Here is a 15751-nt window from a genome sequence, read left to right as displayed (position 1 = left end):
ACAGAAATCGCGAGTGTCTCCGATAAAAGAAAAACGTTTCAGCGTTTTTCGGCTCTAGGCTCCAGTGTCGGCGATATTTCAGACGACACTTTTTATCATTCCTCCTACGGAGAGATTTTACGGCGGCACTGCAATGAGCGGGAGTTATAACCGGCGGCGGCGCCGTATCGCCGATTAAAACTCTTCCGATCGGCAATTCAGATAACCTTCATCTCTTTGAGCTTTTCGACGAGTTTGCTTTTCATATATTCTTTGTCGATCATATTGTCCAAAGAGATTATCTCGCCTTTAAATCCGATAAATTGATTGGTGATATCGCGGGTACCCATATAGATATCCGCCTGCATACCTTTTGCGGAGCTTAAATCGGTGTGCTCAACTTCAATATCCGAAAGCCCCAATTCTTTCAAAATATTTTTTATGTTGATTTCCATCATAAAGCTGCTGCCCAAACCGCTTCCGCATACCACGAGAATTTTCATTCTTCCTCCCATAAAGCCAATTAAACGGCGAGATAAAAACGCCGGCAGTCTTTGTGCCGTTTTTTATCATCCTCATATTATTATCATATATACGATACACCGGAATTGCAAATTTCGCAATCTTTTTCTATACGAGATACGACAGATAGCTTTCTCCCGCTTCGGGCTTTTCTGCCGAAAAGAATTCCGCTGCCGTCGCGGCGGTATCCGCCATCGTTTTTCTGACACCGATATTGACCGCGCGCACACCTTGTTTGTATATCAAAAGCGGGACGTATTCCCGCGTGTGCTGCGAATGTCCGATCGTCGGGTCGTTTCCGTGGTCTGCCGTTACGACGAGTATATCGTCTTCTTTCAGCAGCCGGATGATTTTTCCGATATAGCCGTCGACGATACCGAGAACTTCGGCGTAGCGTTCGGGATTTTGCGCGTGTCCTGCGAGGTCGGTTTCCTGCACGTTGACGCAGATAAAACCGTGATCGCATAAGGATATCTGCTCTATCGTTACATCCAAAATCGTTTTCGTGTCGACGAGGTTCAAAAAACTTTTTCCCGAAGCGTTGGCTACGATATCGGCAACTTTACCGATGAGTATGCACGGAATATTTTTTTTGCCGAGCAAAAACGGCAGCTGCACTTCCGGTACGACGCCGTACCCCAAATGGCGCACCATATAGCCTTCTTCGTACACGAGCGATTTCGGCGCATCGATGCCGATATACTTTCCTTCCCGTTCCGTTTCCGCAGCGAGGATCGATTCCGTCGTCGCCTTCGTTCCGCCGAACACGATGACCCGTTCGACTTCGACGACGCTCCGCACGATCTTTGCGATTTCCAATTCTTTTTCAAACGATATATTTCGGAAGCTCGTCGTCACATTGTATACTTGTCCGGGATCCGTTTCGAGGTTATCGGCGACGGCGACGCAGTCGTCTACCCATAAATATTCGGCATTTTGTTTACGGCGCACAACCGAATGCCCTGCAGCTTTTAAAGCCGCTTCCACTTGATCGATATAAAACGAAAACGGCTTCATAAGCGGTTTTTGCGTGCGCGTACCCATGATCTCCTGATGTCCCAAAAAGGTATCGCCGCCGTAATGCTGCAGTCTCGATTTACCGAATACCGCCTCTCCATTCATCTTCATCTTTTTGTAATCACAGCCGAGCGCATTCATTAAACCGAGCCGCTCGAAATGCGGTAAGTACAGATCGGGAACGCTGTCCAAAATATGACGGCACGTATTAGCTCCGTAATCGCGCGGCCGCACTTGCAGCACGTCGTCCATATAGCCGACCCCGTAACTGTCTATCACTAAAACGATAAATCGCGCCATTATCAATCACCTTCTTTTTTTATACCCTGTCCCGTATACACGCCGATAATCGACGGCGCATCGCTTTGAATGCCCTCAACCAAAACGATATCCGATCTCGTGACGAACATCTGCGTGCGAAAACACGCGAGCACCGTCTTTCCGATACTTTGCCGCGAAGGCGTTTCCAAATAGTAATCGATGTTTCCTGCGGGAAATGCCGATACGTTTTGTAGGGCGAGTGTGCCGTCTCCGTCTTCGATGAGCGCGTGCTGAAAGTGCCCGCGCGGATAAAAACCGCCGCCGTAAAAGTACGATTTGTTTTTAAATGTATGGGAGATTTCCGATACGTATACGTATGCCGGTATTTCCGCCGAATCGTCGTGCACGTTAAACGGCGTCGTGCCCGTCAGCGCGTGTCCCGGCTCTCCGTGTGTACCGCCCGATTCTTTTATCAGCGGTACGGTTCGCACGCTCGTCACGGACGGCATATTCATCTGTTCGATCGGTATGCCGAATCGCGATTCGATATAGGTTTTTGCTTCCGTCAAATCTTCGATGTTTTTCGTCCGTTCGACGCTTTGCGTCCGCTCATCGTATAAAAAACACGGAAACGACGTTAAGCCTGAGAGCTTTACCCCTTTGTACGTTTGTATTTTTTTTATTAATTCTTCCAGTTCGCTCACAGTGCATCCAGCTTCCTGTCCCGCGTATATATTCGATCTTTTTCCGACGATGCGGAGCATGATATTTTGTATTCGATGCGCTTGAAGCGCGGCATCGGAAATCTCTTTTGCTTTTTCTGCGGAATAGACCGTAATCGCTTCAGGGGCATAGTTTACGATATCGTTTACCGCAGCTTTCGGTATCTGCACGAGGTGACCGACGTGTCCGAGTTTTACGCCGTACTTCATCATCGTTTCCGCTTCTTTAAAATCGACTGCGACACAGCCGTCGTAGCCCAGCGCTTCCAGTTTTTGCGCTATATACGGATTTCGCCCGATCTGCTTTGTCATATAGTAGAGGCGTACGCCGCATCGCTTCGCTTCATCCGCAATACGGCGCGCATTTTGCAAAAGCATATCGACGTCGATGACATACGAATCGGGCAAAATTCTGCAATCTTTATGCAGTTTGTATGCCGCGCGTACGAGTTTTTGATTTCGCCGTATGAGCGTTTGTAAAAACATAGCCTTCCTTGATATTCCTTAAACCTTTAATCCGCCGTCGCCGTTTTATACGCTTCGTCTAAAATCCGAATGATCGTCTGTGCTCCGCTGCGGTTCGGATTTATCCTGATCATCGTATCGCGCAGTTCGGGATTTTTTTTCAAAAATGTTCCCGATACCCGATAAAACAGCGGCGGCACTTCGAATTTCGATTCCGCACCGACGGGATAGGGCAGTGCACCCAATCTTTCGGCGGCGGCCAATACCTTTTGCGCGACGGGTTTGTCGAATTCGACGAGCAGTACCTTTGACTGCGCGTTTGCTAAAAGACACTGCCGTACGTACGGAAATTTTTCGCGGTCGTTCAGTTCACGCAAGAGCTTGTCGTTTTGTTCCGCCTGAATCGCAAGGGCGACCGGAGCATATACCAACGAACGCAGCGCTTCCATGCTTTCGAACCCCTGCACTTGTCCGCCGCCCGAATAGTTGTACGCGCACACCGTGTCGATGAGCGATTTTTTTCCGACGAGGCAGCCTATGCCGACGGGCCCCAATAATTTGAAAAGCGAAAACGCGGACAAATCAGCACCGCATTCGCAGCCTATTTTTTCGGTTTTCATAACCGCATAATTATCGTCTACCAGTACGACCGTTTCTCGTTTTTCGTTTTTTATCAAATCGATTACGTGCTGCAGATCGTAGGCATCGTCGAGCGTTTGGCGCGTATGCTGCACGAGACAGAGCGCGATATCGTTTTCCCGGAGCGCGCGAACGATGCTTTCATCGTCGTTGAAGTCTGCGCGTACGACGCGGAGCCCCATCGATGCGACACTCACTTCCGTCGTCGGGTACATCGGTGCGCTGTGTACGAGGATGCAGTCCGACGGGCGCAGCGCGGACATGAGTCCCCAGCGGATCGCTTGTGTACCCGCTCCCCGCGTCAACATACAGGCTTCCGCATGGAAAAATTCGGCCAACACTTTTTCCGCAGTTTCGGTACACACGGGTTTATGAACGGCGGTATTGAGTCCCAAATCCCCTGTAGAAAGAAATTCGGAACCGCTGAAATGCTTTGTGATGATATCGACCAATGCAAATTGTTTTTCCATCGCGCCGCGCAGGCTGACGGATTCTAACGGATATGCGCGCATCAGTGTTTGTCCTCTGTCTGTCCGTAAAATTTTTTCGGATTTTCTTTTAATATTTTTTCTATCGAACTCGCTTTGAATCCCGCACCGAGCAGATTTTTAATAAACGTGTCGAAAAGATAGCAATAGCCTATGCCGCCTTTGTGTTCCATATTCGACTTCCGCGTGATGTCCATCGAAAAAAATATGCGGTCGATTAAATTTCTTTTTTCGATTTCCTGCAGCATGGAGATACGGACGTCGTCCGGCATATAATTGTTTTTTCCTATCGTATCGAATTCGACGTATGCTCCCGATTCGAGTATTTTGAGTATATAGTCTATATCGCCGCTTAAATCGAGGTGTCCGATGCAAATGCGGCCGAGATCGACGTTTTGCTTTTTAAAAAGGGCGATCTGTTCCGCTCCGAGTTTTCCGAGCGTCGTGTGCGTCGTTATCGGGGTACCCGTCTCTTTGTGCGCGATGATCGCAGCATTGAACACTTTTTTTTCGATATCGCTTATCGCATTTTCGCTTGAGCCGATTTCGCCGATGATGCTCGCTTTGATTTCCGTACCGTCGATGCCCTCCGTGATTTCTTTGATCATGATACCGGCGATGTCGCGTTCGCTTTTTTCATAAATGCAGTCGGGCAAAAAAGGCTCTTTATAAAAGCCGGTAGCGCAGAGGATATTGATGCCCGTTTCACAGGCGACGGAAGCGACATAGCGTACGTCTCTTCCCATGCCGATATTCGTAACTTCGGTTATATTTCGTACGCCTTTTGCATAGAGCTTTTTTAATTCGGCGACCGTCTCTTCCCTGCAGTCGAGCCGGCAGTCCGCATTGTTTTTTACCTTCGACAGATCGATATGAATGTGTTCGTGCATCAGCGTGTAACCGTCTGCAAGCATAAAAACCTCTTTCAATTTTCGTATATCGATGACACGGCAAGTTTTACGGCGCATCGGATCCGCAAAACTCGCCTATTAAATTATTAAATTATTTTGCGACGGGGAATAATCCTATCACGTGCAGAATGTTTACCAAAATACCCGTGCATATTGCGCCGACAGGTCCCACCGCCATCGTCGGTATCGGCTTTTTCGAATTCTGATTTAAGAAATACAAACCGATGACGAGGATGTATCCCATCGTCGGTGCGATGGCGTTTGCGGCGATCATACCGCCGACGAGGAGCGCCAAATCCAACACTTTCGACATGGCCGTCCGCGTATTGTCTCCCAAATCCTTTAATCCGGGCGATTTATCCATACCTTTTGCGATAACGATGAGCAAGAGGATTTCGATGACCATGATCAGCGCGCCGATAAAGAAAGATCCGACCAGACCGACTATGCCGAAGTTGATGAGCAGGAGGGCGGGGACGTGCACGGCTTTCGTTCCGGCAGGCGAATAGACGCCCGACATGATAGCGGTCGTCATGACGAGCGGGATAAAGCCGAGCATCCTTCCGAGCGCTACCATCGCGGCTTCCGTGTAATTTCCCTCCGCGGTCAAAGTCAGCGACGCGGGGCCTTCGGAAATCAAGAGCAGCGTCGTCGCAAGCGCTACGACGCCTCCGCTTATCGCAAGCAAAACGACGTTTTTACGTATGCGCGCGATATTGTCTTCGAACAGCGAAAACACTTTCGTCGCTTCTCCCGTTTTATCGGATTTGACGCGGGCGGCGACGACAAGCATCGCACAGATACCGAAGAGGAGAGCCATACCGTCCGCGTTGAGCGCGACCTTTACTCCGTTGACCGTAAATTTTCCGTAGAGAGAGGTAACGTGTTTGATGAGCATCGTCAATACGAGGACGACGGCTGCCGTTTTGACACCCTTTTGGTAAGCGACGGCGATTGCGGGAAACACGCAAAACGAAATGATGATCAAATTTCCGACGCTGCTTAAATTGCTTGTAAAGTTGATGGGCATTTTTGCAAACAGATTCATGATCACCTGCATGCCGAAGAGCAGGAGTATACCGTATACGCAGCCGACCGCCGCCGACAAAATCATACCGCGTTTCGTATCGTTGAACGCCGTACCGATAATATCGCAGGCGAGCAGAATCGTATGCACGATGATGATTTTTCCCGTAATCGATGTCGGCAAGCCGAAACCGATGACGAGACCGAACGACAGTGCAAAGCTTGTCGCAAAGAGACTCCGTCTGTCCATCGCTTTGTTTAAATACTGCGGCAAAAGCGGTCTCAGTCCGTCGTGAAAGACGGCGATGCTTTGATTTGCCAAGAGGGACGAAAGTCCTCCCAAAGCCGCCATGACCAAAACGGTCAATGCATTGATGTGAAAAATCATTTTCTTTTCCTCCTGAAAGATTTTATTAAGTTTTTCTAGTTTTCCTTTTTCAGTATCGCTTGTACCAAAACCGGCAGTACCCGTTCCGCGTCGGTATTGACGAAACCGAACGCTTTTTTTCCGTCGTTGACCGCTTGCGCTATCTCTTCGTCGCTTAAAATTTTACCCGGAATGCTGAGCGAAACGCACCGGCCTGCTCCGAGCAAACCTATGGCCATAGCGAGCGCCGCTCCGGCTCCGGTAGCGCATGCGCCGACATAGTAATCGTACGCATTTGTTTTGACACCCATAGCAGCTTCGATATCGCCCTTTATGTCGACCGCGACCTCTTCGCCTCCGTACTGCGCGATGAGCTTTGCGATCAGCTGTTTATCCATCTGTCCGCCGACGGCGATCTTCTTTGCCATCTCAGTATGCCTCCTTATTCGTCCATAAGTATTAATAAATTGGTGATAATAAAATACCGCTCCTGCATCGGGAATTCCGTTTTGAAGATATCGCGTTCGAGTTCTTCGGCGAGCGCTTTAGCCGCATCGAAATTCTTTTCCCGTTCGATTTCTTTTATCATCGTATCGGAAACTTCGGTGATACCTTCTCCTTTTTCGATTCTCGTAAGCGCCATCGCCAAATGCGTGACGAAGCGGCTGCCGTTTTCTTCGTTCAGCGAAATCCCGTATTTGGAATCCAAATGAGAAATCATTGTAACGATTTTTTCTTTTGTCGTTTCCGCGATGACCTTGTTTTCGGTCAGCAGCGACAATCTGTACATCAGATCTTCCATGATCATTCCTCTGTGTATGCCTCTATTGTTGCCGAAAGAATCGCTCTTTTGACTTTTTGTATGTTTGCCGGCGACATGCTGAAGCAGCGCAATCCCATATCGAGCAATTTTTTTGTAAAAGAAACGTCTCCCGCCATCTCTCCGCAGACGGAAACGTGTTTGCCGTATTTTTTGGCCGCCTCGATGACGTTTTGTATAAGACGCAATACGGCAGGATGCGATTCTCGGTAGAGAGCGCTTATCTTGTCGTTGCCCCTGTCCGCGGCGAGCGTGTACTGGGTCAAATCGTTCGAACCGATGCTGAAAAAATCGACGAGGGGAGCGAGCCGTTCCGCGATGAGGGCGGCAGCCGGCGTTTCGATCATGATACCGATTTGCACGTCTTTGCCGTAGGGAATGTGCCGGGCGTCCAAATCGCTTTTTATTTCCGAAACGATCGCGCAGACCCGCCGCACTTCCTCTTCTTCCGTGATCATCGGAAACATGATGTGCAGTTTTCCTTCCGTGCTTGAGCGAAAAAGCGCGCGCAGCTGCGTGTAAAAAAAATCTTTATTGTCCAAACAAAAGCGTATGCCGCGCCAGCCTAAAAACGGATTTTCCTCTTTCGGCATCGCTAGGCACGGGTACTGTTTATCTCCGCCGATATCGAAGGTTCTGATCGTCACTGGCTTTCCGTGCATCGCTTTCAAAACGGCCGCATAGATTTCGTATTGACGCTCTTCCGACGGAATGCGATCCGGATTTTCATTTAAAATAAATTCGGTGCGGAACAAACCGATGCCGTCCGCGCGTTCCTGTAAAGCTTTTTCCGCTTCCGCTTCCGAACCGATATTCGCTTCGAGTTCTATAACCGTACCGTCGAGCGTTACGGCTCTCTTTTCCGCGAGCGTCTGCAGCAAGCGCTTTTCCGCCTGCACTTCGGCGTATTTTTTTTCGTACGACCGTATCTTTTCGTCGGGCGGGTTTACGAACAGCGCTTCTCCGTCGATGATGACGGTATCGCCGTTTTCCGCTGTGTCGTAGGGGATATTCGAAAGCATCGGAATGCCGTTTGCACGCGCGATGATGGCCGCGTGAGATGTTCTGTTGCCCGTTTCGCAGAGGATTCCCAAAAGGAGCGTTTTATCCAATTCGGCCATATCGACCGGCGTGACCGCATAGGCCGCCAAAACGGACGGTTCCGTCAAACGCGGGGCTTGTGCCGTTTCGGGATCCGTGCAAAAGAGCAGCATCGAAAACAATTCGTTGAAGTCGTCCGCTCGTGCGCGAAGGTATTCGTCTTCCAAAGCGCCCATAGCTTCGACGTATTCGTCGGCGGTGCGGGCGAGGGCGGCTTGCAGCGTATCGAAATCGTTTTTTATTTTTTCGACGACGTCGTTTTCGAGTTCGGGATCGTCCAAAATCGCGATATAGCTTTTTAAAATATCGGCCTGTGCCTTGTCCGAATCCGCATCGGCTTTGCGCATGAACGCTTCGAGTTTTTGCCGGACGGTATTTTTTACGTTTTGAAATTGAGCGCATTCGGAGTCGATCGCATCCGCGTCTATCTTTTTCTCCGTATCCCGTTTTTTTCGGTGCGCCGATTTTACGATCCGAGCGATACACAAGCCGTCGGATAATACCGTTCCGTGCAATTCTTTATACATGCCGCGCTACTCCTTCAGTTCGGCGAGAAATTTCGTCAAAGCGTCCATCGCTTCTTTTTCGTCGTCGCCGTCGGTTTCCAGCGTGATGACGTCGTTTTGCGAAATTCCGATGCGCAGCAGTTTGATAATGCTTTTCGCATTTGCGCTTTTATCGCCTTTGCGAATTGTAATCGCGCAGCCGAAAGTGTTTGCCAGCGTGATAAAATCGTTTGCCGGTCTCGTGTGTAATCCCGTCGGATTTTGAATCGTTATCTCTTGTGCAATCATGTATGCGCCTCCGCAGTTTTCAGTATTTTTTCCAAATCGGCTTCCGTTTCCGCTTTGCGTAAAGCCTGTAACGCATCGTCGTTGTCGAACAGTGTCATCACTTCGATGATCGCTTTTTCATTTAAGGATTGTTTGTCGGGCGCCGTAATGCACAGCAGAATGTCGACGGGATCGTTTGTTTTGTGTCCGAATGCGATCGGCTCGTGCAAACACACCAAGCTGTAGCCGAGTTTCAACGCGCCGCTTTCAGGCCGCGCGTGCGGCATCGCGATGCCGGGGGCGATTACGAAGTAGGGACCGAAATCCCGTACCGACTGCAGTATGGCCTCGTAGTACGAAGGGGCGGCGCATCCGCAGCCGATGAGCAGATCGACGCTTTTTTTTACGGCATCCTGCCATGTCGCAAACTGCGCTTTGAGTGCGAACGTTTTGTGTTGTAAAATAAAATCAGCCCGCATTTTCATACCCCCGTCGTATATTTTGCAGTATCGATTTTACCTGTTCTATGTCCGAATCTTCGAGCCTGACCGAAATATGAGCAACAGGGACTGCAAGAGGCGCGGTTTCGATAAACGAAATAATAAAATCGATATTGTTTTCTTTTACGTATGCATCGGTTAATTTTCGGATGGAAATCGTTTCGATCGGATCCAATTCGGGAAAAGCTTTGCCGAGTTTTTCTTTCAATATGCTGCTGACGACGAGACCCGAAGCGCATACGAGTCCGGCGGAAATTTTCCGCGTATTGCGCTCGAAAAAAGGAGAGATAAAGCCGAGCATAACGCTTCCGTCTTCTTCGGAAACGGGAATGTGTAAACGCTTTTGCAGGTATTCGGCTGCAGGTTTGACGATTTTTTGCATACCGTTGTTTTTGAGAACGATATTTTCGGCAAGGCGCGACGTATTTTGCTGAATGGAAAAAAGTCCCTTGTGCCTTTTTATCAAGTGCAGTATCTGCAGGTAAACGATATATGCCGTTCTTTTCTGTTCCGCGACGCGGCCGTCCAAAGCGCCTTCGATAAACGTTATGAAATCTTCGGCGATCCGTTCGTATTCTTTTTGATTCGGCAGGATATTGTTGTACGCTTCCGTGCTTTGAAATACTTCCGTCAAAACCCGTATTTCGTTGTCGCACTGAGGATTGCCGCCGATAAAAAAATCCGCATCGGAAACGGCTTGCACAATCTTTGCTTCGCTTTCGACTCTTTCGGTTCGTTCATCCGCAGACGGCTCTATAAAAAAACCGTTTTTGCGTCGCAGTTCCGTTATGCCGATGTACAAAAACATGAGGATAAAATCGATATCGGAAAAAGAAACGCCGGTACTGCGTTCGACAGTTTCGACGATATCAAAATTATTTTTTATCGTCGTTTCGGCATCGAAAAATTCAAAGACGGCGGATGTAAACGAATACAGTTTTAATATGTTCCGTTCCGATGCCGAGCGGTGAATGTAGGCGTAGAGCAGGCTCATCAATTCGTTGAAATTTACATAGAGGCAGGCGCTGTTTAGAGCTGCGAGGCGGACGGCGATTTCGTTTCCGCCGATACAGGTGCCGAAACCTCTTTTGCGGATGACTTCGCAGCCCGAACCTGCAAGACGCGTTTCAAGTTCGGATACGATCTTTGCAGCTCCGCTTTCCGATATTTTTAAAACGTTTGCAAGGGAGGCGAGCTTTACCGTATCTTTTTCATTGAGCAGGTGGAGAAAGGCTAAAAAGCTTTTTTCCGCCGGTGAAAATTCGGGCTTGTAATTTTTTTGCGCAAAGTCTGCAATGAGTTTTTCTTTCGCTTTTTCGCTGCCGCTCAGCATAAAGCCTCTGCCGCGCAGTTTGGAAAAATGTAAACCGTAGGGTGCCGTGCACTCCTCCAGCTGCGGCAGCAGCCGAAACAGCGTGCTTTCGCTGATACCCAATTTTTCCGCGATAACGATGGAAGAGATATAATCGTTCGCGTCGAATAAGATATTGATGATGGAAGCTATTCGAATATCCATACCGTAATAGTTTATCATAACTCGACTCGTTTGGTCTTGTAAAGGAAAATCAAATTTTTGTTGACAGGAAGGTTTGATGTCATCTTTACCGTTTTCGATACCCGTATTTTCGCTGCCGAACCTGTCGATGTATGCTTTTATTTTTGAGATATGTAACAATTATAGAAAAATATTTGTATCAATCTTGACAGTTTTTAATTATGGGATGTATACTCAATAACATACTAAAACAGGGGGTAATTGAAAAAATGGCAAAAAAGATCGTAATCGTCGGCGGAGTCGCAGGCGGTGCTTCCGTTGCCGCCCGTGCCCGAAGGCTTGATGAAAGTGCTGAAGTCATTATGTTTGAAAAGGGGCCGAACGTTTCGTTTTCGAACTGTTCGCTGCCCTTTTTTTTGAGCCGGATCGTAAAGGAAAGCGGCAACCTCGTGCTTATGTCGCCCGAACAATTTAAAAAACAGTACAATATCGTTGCGAAAACGTCGCACGAAGTGCTCAAAGTAAATGCCGACAAAAAAACGGTTACTGTAAAGGATTTGACGAGCGGAAAAGAGTTTGACGAAAGCTACGATACGCTCGTCCTTTCTCCGGGCGCGTCTCCCGTCATGCCGAAAGCGATTTCGGGCATCGATCGAAGCCACGTATTTTCGGTACGCAACGTCGTCGATATCAAAAAGATCGACGATTACGTTACGGAGCACTCCGTAAGCGATATCGTCGTAGTCGGCGGCGGTTTTATCGGCATCGAAGTCGCCGAAAACTTTAAGCTTGCCGGAAAAAACGTCACGATCGTCGAAAAGCTCGACCAAGTGCTTGCGCCCTTCGATTACGATATGGCGCAGATTTTGCATAAAGAAATGTACGACAAAGGCGTCGCTCTCGTCCTCGGCGACGGCATCAAAGAAATCGGCGAAAAAGACATTACGACCGAAAGCGGCAAAAAGATCGCTGCAGGGGCGGTCATCATGGCACTCGGCGTGCGGCCTGAAACCGAACTTGCAAAATCTGCAGGCGTCGCGCTCGGTGCGACGGGCGGTATCCTCGTCGATCACAATTACCGCACGAACGTTCCCGACATCTACGCAGTAGGCGATGCGGTCGAAGTGACGCACTTTATCACAAATAAAAAAACGCGCCTCACGCTCGCAGGTCCCGCCCAAAGAGAAGCGAGAGCGGCCGCCGACGATATGTACCGTATTCCGCACCGCAACACCGGCGTCATCGGTTCATCGGTTATCCGCTGCTTCGATTTCAACGCGGCGTGCACCGGCTTAAACGAAAAAGCGTGTAAAGAAGCGGGAATCGATTACGATTACGTGTACGTCATCCCCGGCGATAAAGTCGGCCTTATGCCGAATGCAAACCCGCTCTTTTTCAAATTGATTTTCGAAAAACCGTCAGGAGCGATCATCGGCGCACAGGCGATCGGAAAAGGTGCGGTCGATAAGCGCATCGATGTCATCGCGACTTGCATTATGCTGCACGGAACGCTCGAGGATTTGAAAGAGCTCGAATTGTGTTATTCGCCGATGTTCGGCACCGCAAAAGACGTCGTAAACTATGCAGCCCTCGTCGGCCTCAATATATTGAACGGAGTGTTTAAGCAAGTGCCCGTCACGAAAGTGCGCGAACTTGTCGAACGGAATGCGTGCATTATCGACGTGCGCGAGCCGAAAGAATATGAAGCGGGGCATATCGTCAACGCGGTCAACATCCCGCTGAGCGCCCTGCGAGAGCGCATGAACGAAATACCGAAAGACAAACCCGTGTACTTGCACTGCCGTTCGAGCCAGAGAAGCTACAACGCGATCTGCGCGCTGCAGGGCAGCGGCTGGAAAAACGTGTACAATATCATGGGCTCTTTTCTCGGCGTGAGCGAATACGAATACTTTACCGATAAAGTGCAAAATCGGAAGCCTATCGTTACGGCATATAATTTCAAATAATTATCGGAGGTAATGTCGGGGGCGAAAGTATCGGTCGATAAGGGGTTCTTTCGGAGAAAACTTCGTTCGCTTTCGCTTGGTGCGCAGTGCCGGGTTTTGCATTTATAAAGCTCGGCACCGGCGCTGTTTTTTCGGCGGCTTTTTTATTCGCCGCGCGCGATATTGTCTTTGATAAAGCGCAGCTTCAAATCTTTGAGCTTTTCCGTTATGGACACTTTATAGATGTGAGGATTCAATAAACGCTTATAGGATTCGTCGAGCGTTTCAAGCTGCTCCCTCATCGTCTTCCGGCTTACCGCAAGCTGTTCGCTGTCGGGAATGCGTGCCTTCGTACGCTTTCCGCCTTCGACTCGCTTTTTTAAAAGCGGCTCGACGCGGGAAGCCGTGAACGCGAATTGGCGGTAGTCGATCATCGGGTGATAGTAGCGGTATTCTTTTCCTTTTTCGATTTTTTCTCCGTCAAGCGCGAGGATGTCGGCTTTTGCCATACCGCATTCGTCGTAGAGGCGAAACACGTTTTTTATGCCGGGGTTTGTCGTCTTCGCCGGATTGTCCGAAAACTTCATCGCGGGAATGAGCGCGTCCGTTTTTTCATCGTGCCTGGCGGCAAGTTTATACACGCCCGTAAACGACGATTCCTTTCCGCCGGTTACCATGTGCGTGCCGACGCCCCAGCTGTCGATCGGGACGCGCTCGGCGACAAGCGTCGAAATGATGTCTTCGGTGAGTTCGTTTGAAACGGAAATCTTCGCGTTCGGCAAACCCGCCGCATCGAGCGCTTTTCGCACTTCCGTCGAAAGATAGGAGATATCGCCCGAATCGAGCCGTACGCCGAAATTATATCCTTTTGCGGCGAGTTCTTTGCCTGCGATGATCGCGTTTTTGATTCCCGATTTCAGCGTATCGTAAGTATCGATCAAAAAAACCGAATGCTCGGGATAGATTTTCGCGTACGCACGGAATGCTTCGAGCTCGGACGAAAACGACATGATCCACGAATGCGCCATCGTTCCCATGACGGGAATGCCGTATCGTTTTCCCGCGAGCGTATTCGACGTTCCCGCAGCTCCTCCGATGTATGCCGCCCGCGATGCGCTCATCGCTCCGTCGGGGCCCTGTGCTCGGCGCAAACCGAATTCCATGAGACTGCCCTTATTCGATGCGAGCCATACGCGAGACGTTTTCGTCGCGATGAGGCTTTGAAAGTTGACGTAATTTAAAATCAATCCTTCGACGATCTGCGCTTCGATGAGATTTGCGTGGATTCGAATGAGCGGTTCCTGCGGAAAAATCACCGAACCTTCGTCCATCATGTAGACATCTCCGCCGAACGAAAAATCCTTTAAATAATCGAGAAAACCTTTATCGAATATCTTTTGTTCGGCGAGGTACGCGATGTCGGCCTCTTCGAATCGGAACGACGTGAGAACGTCGAGCAGCGTTTCGTTTCCCGCGAGGACGGAAAAACCTCCCGCCCACGGCTGGCGCCTGAAAAACATATCGAAGACGACGGGACGGTTCATCTTTTCTTTCCAATAGCCCTGCGCCATCGTGAGTTCGTAAAAGTCGGTAAAGAGCGCGCTCGTGATGCCCCCGTTTTCAGACAGGGAAGATTTCGCTTCGGATTCTTTCATACAAATACCTCATTGATAAAAATCGATAATCGCGTATCTGCGATTTTTCAGAGAGGTTTTTTGCGCGCTTTGCCGGCATCCGTCTTACGCTGCATTCCCTGACAAGCCGTATTGTAATTGATTTACCGTATTTAGTCAAAATCAAAATCGGATGTGTATGTGATGCTGTTTTACAGCGCTTTCGTCATGATGATGCCGGCTGTTTTTACGCCGTCTTCGGCAAAAAAATTTTCGATGCGGCGGAGTTCCGAAAATCCGTTTTTTCGGTAGATATGCCGCGCGCCGCGCCACGCTTCGTTTACGAGAAGGAGCGCGGTTTTGACTTCCGGATTGCCGGATGAAAAGTGTTCGACCGATTGTGCAAAGAGTTTTTTACCGATGCCGCACCCGCGGTATTCGGGAAGCAATGCGAATGAACTCAAATAAAGTACGCTTCCCGCAGGGCGGTGCGAAGAGACCGGGTCGTGTTCGAGCGAAAACGCTTTATCGCTGTCGGGGATGCGTTCCCATTTTTCCGCGCTGAAATAGCCGCAAATCCTATGCCGCTCTACGTCTTCAAAGACAATAAAACAGTTTTCGCAGATTTCGATACGCGATAAAAACACTGCTTCGCTTTCACGAGTAGCGGCGTCAAAGGATGCACTTTCGATATCCATAATCGCGCGGATGTCGGACGGTAATGCGGCACGGAATATCATACGATTATTGTAAGCGATTTTTCAGCGCGTGTACAGCCGTGTATACGCTTTATCACGGTTTGCGTCGCGCGGCTTTGCGCTTTAAAAAACAAGAGGGAAAGATGTTCGGCAAAACGCCTACTTGCTCTTTCCCGCAATTCCGGATTTGCGGTCCGGCTCCGCATTATGAATCCCTCTTCCGGTTTCGCTTTTTACCGGGTTGCCAATGACGCGACTGCTTTCGGAACAAGCGCTTTAAAACATAAAACGTACGACAATAAAGATGCAATTCCGTACGGCATCGCGCATCGAAGCAGGAAAACCCTGCAAGGATTACTGTAAATATACAAACAATGAGCCGAAAAGTCAAGTACAAAATAATTCCCG

At 49.2% G+C, this 15751-nt stretch carries 15 protein-coding genes; 1 reads left to right on the top strand and 14 read right to left on the bottom strand.

Annotated elements, in window-relative coordinates; genetic code table 11:
- Positions 1–197: 197 nt before the first annotated feature.
- The 12 genes from HMPREF0860_RS09790 to HMPREF0860_RS09735 all read right to left on the bottom strand — a co-directional run bounded on the left by HMPREF0860_RS09790 (position 198) and on the right by HMPREF0860_RS09735 (position 11107).
- Positions 198–482 (bottom strand): PTS sugar transporter subunit IIB, encoded by a 285-nt coding sequence (locus HMPREF0860_RS09790; RefSeq protein WP_021495724.1) that lies wholly within the window; start codon positions 480–482, stop codon positions 198–200.
- Positions 483–609: 127 nt separating this feature from the next.
- The gene (locus HMPREF0860_RS09785; protein ID WP_021329868.1) at positions 610–1818 is read right to left on the bottom strand and encodes a phosphopentomutase; all 1209 of its coding nucleotides are present in this window, start codon (positions 1816–1818) and stop codon (positions 610–612) included.
- A gap of 2 nt (positions 1819–1820) precedes the next feature.
- On the bottom strand, positions 1821–2987 hold the full coding sequence (locus HMPREF0860_RS09780) for a YhfX family PLP-dependent enzyme (protein WP_021329881.1): 1167 nt from the start codon (positions 2985–2987) through the stop codon (positions 1821–1823).
- A gap of 26 nt (positions 2988–3013) precedes the next feature.
- Positions 3014–4075 carry an aminotransferase class V-fold PLP-dependent enzyme gene (locus HMPREF0860_RS09775; RefSeq protein WP_231364308.1) on the bottom strand — a complete coding sequence of 354 codons (1062 nt, stop codon included), beginning with the start codon at positions 4073–4075 and terminating at the stop codon, positions 3014–3016.
- Between the two features lie 41 nt (positions 4076–4116).
- On the bottom strand, positions 4117–5007 hold the full coding sequence (locus tag HMPREF0860_RS09770) for a phosphotriesterase family protein (RefSeq protein WP_038080691.1): 891 nt from the start codon (positions 5005–5007) through the stop codon (positions 4117–4119).
- An 88-nt stretch (positions 5008–5095) separates the two neighbouring features.
- Complete coding sequence (locus HMPREF0860_RS09765) at positions 5096–6418, bottom strand: YhfT family protein (protein WP_021495721.1); 1323 nt, start codon at positions 6416–6418, stop codon at positions 5096–5098.
- A gap of 35 nt (positions 6419–6453) precedes the next feature.
- Complete coding sequence (locus HMPREF0860_RS09760; RefSeq protein WP_021329890.1) at positions 6454–6825, bottom strand: DUF2620 family protein; 372 nt, start codon at positions 6823–6825, stop codon at positions 6454–6456.
- Positions 6826–6839: 14 nt separating this feature from the next.
- The gene (locus HMPREF0860_RS09755; RefSeq protein ID WP_021495725.1) at positions 6840–7199 is read right to left on the bottom strand and encodes a PRD domain-containing protein; all 360 of its coding nucleotides are present in this window, start codon (positions 7197–7199) and stop codon (positions 6840–6842) included.
- A gap of 2 nt (positions 7200–7201) precedes the next feature.
- Positions 7202–8845: a phosphoenolpyruvate--protein phosphotransferase gene (gene ptsP / locus HMPREF0860_RS09750; RefSeq protein ID WP_021329877.1), complete on the bottom strand. Its 1644-nt coding sequence runs from the start codon at positions 8843–8845 to the stop codon at positions 7202–7204.
- Between the two features lie 6 nt (positions 8846–8851).
- Positions 8852–9112 (bottom strand): HPr family phosphocarrier protein, encoded by a 261-nt coding sequence (locus HMPREF0860_RS09745; protein ID WP_021329861.1) that lies wholly within the window; start codon positions 9110–9112, stop codon positions 8852–8854.
- Positions 9109–9576 carry a PTS sugar transporter subunit IIA gene (locus HMPREF0860_RS09740; protein WP_038082404.1) on the bottom strand — a complete coding sequence of 156 codons (468 nt, stop codon included), beginning with the start codon at positions 9574–9576 and terminating at the stop codon, positions 9109–9111. Before HMPREF0860_RS09740 ends, HMPREF0860_RS09745 begins: the two co-directional genes overlap by 4 nt.
- A complete protein-coding gene (locus HMPREF0860_RS09735; protein ID WP_162147011.1) occupies positions 9560–11107 on the bottom strand; it encodes a BglG family transcription antiterminator in 1548 nt (515 codons plus the stop codon). Before HMPREF0860_RS09735 ends, HMPREF0860_RS09740 begins: the two co-directional genes overlap by 17 nt.
- A 248-nt stretch (positions 11108–11355) precedes the next feature.
- Here HMPREF0860_RS09735 and HMPREF0860_RS09730 point away from each other — a divergent pair, with 248 nt between their 5' ends.
- Entirely contained in the window at positions 11356–13053 is a 1698-nt protein-coding gene (locus HMPREF0860_RS09730) for an FAD-dependent oxidoreductase (protein ID WP_021329866.1), read from the top strand.
- A gap of 143 nt (positions 13054–13196) precedes the next feature.
- On the opposite strand, the gene HMPREF0860_RS09725 is transcribed toward HMPREF0860_RS09730, so the two are convergent.
- Positions 13197–14687: a nicotinate phosphoribosyltransferase gene (locus tag HMPREF0860_RS09725; protein ID WP_021329889.1), complete on the bottom strand. Its 1491-nt coding sequence runs from the start codon at positions 14685–14687 to the stop codon at positions 13197–13199.
- Between the two features lie 170 nt (positions 14688–14857).
- A complete protein-coding gene (locus HMPREF0860_RS09720; protein ID WP_021329863.1) occupies positions 14858–15385 on the bottom strand; it encodes a GNAT family N-acetyltransferase in 528 nt (175 codons plus the stop codon).
- Positions 15386–15751 lie beyond the last annotated feature (366 nt).

This window comes from Treponema socranskii subsp. socranskii VPI DR56BR1116 = ATCC 35536 (genome assembly GCF_000468115.1).
GTDB classification, from domain to species: Bacteria; Spirochaetota; Spirochaetia; order Treponematales; family Treponemataceae; genus Treponema_D; species Treponema_D socranskii.
The sequence above is the reverse complement of the archived record's forward strand: the minus strand, read 5'-3'. Positions and strand labels throughout refer to the sequence as shown.